Here is a 657-nt window from a genome sequence, read left to right as displayed (position 1 = left end):
TACATCACCCGGTTCAGGCCGCCCTCCCGCCTGACATGCTGCGCGCGGTGCATCGTAGGCGACGCGGCCTCGCAGTCACGGCCGCGCCGCCTCAAAGCACCGGATGCCGACCGCGTCCGAGATTTTCCTCTCGAACCGGCCGGAGGCTTCGATCAGCTTCGAGGTCGGGCGTCCGTACAGAGACCGGAGTGCTGCTGGAACCCGGCGAGGGGGGCAAGACGGCCTTGGCCGCCGAAGTCGCATTCCCCGCTGTCAGGCGACTTGGGGGCGTGATGAGGCCTTCCTGCTTTTCCTTGCCTTGTCAGGTAGCGACGCAGCTATCCTGGCGAGCACGGTGCACACGAGGCGGTTGCCGTAGGTGGCGGCAGCGTGTCGGGCAAGCCAAAACTGAAGGATGAGGAACCCGATGTAGAGGCCCAACACGGACGGGAGACGCATTGTGAAGGCCGCGGCCGCGCCGAACACGACCAGGAAGATGGCCGCCAAGCCGGCGAAGTCGCGCGCGAAGAGGAACTCCCGGTGAAGATAGTGAACCGCGGGGTCGTTCTCGGTCTCCTTGAAAAGCTTGAACCAGGCACGGTTCTCGGCCACCGGCTCGGACGGCCACGTTTTGCCGAACCATCGTCTCAAGGCATCCGCGTCCACGCGCGGATCGCT

General features: G+C 65.6%; 1 protein-coding gene. It reads right to left on the bottom strand.

The features are described from left to right. Nucleotides 1-252: 252 nt before the first annotated feature. Nucleotides 253-657, bottom strand: a 405-nt coding sequence (locus E4V01_RS25425; RefSeq protein ID WP_210234781.1) for a hypothetical protein, incomplete at its 5' end; no start/stop codon positions are given.

It is taken from the genome of Methylorubrum sp. Q1 (assembly GCF_004683995.1).
GTDB lineage: Bacteria > Pseudomonadota > Alphaproteobacteria > Rhizobiales > Beijerinckiaceae > Methylobacterium.
Note: the sequence above shows the minus strand (reverse complement) of the source record. Positions and strands in the feature narration are given on the sequence as shown.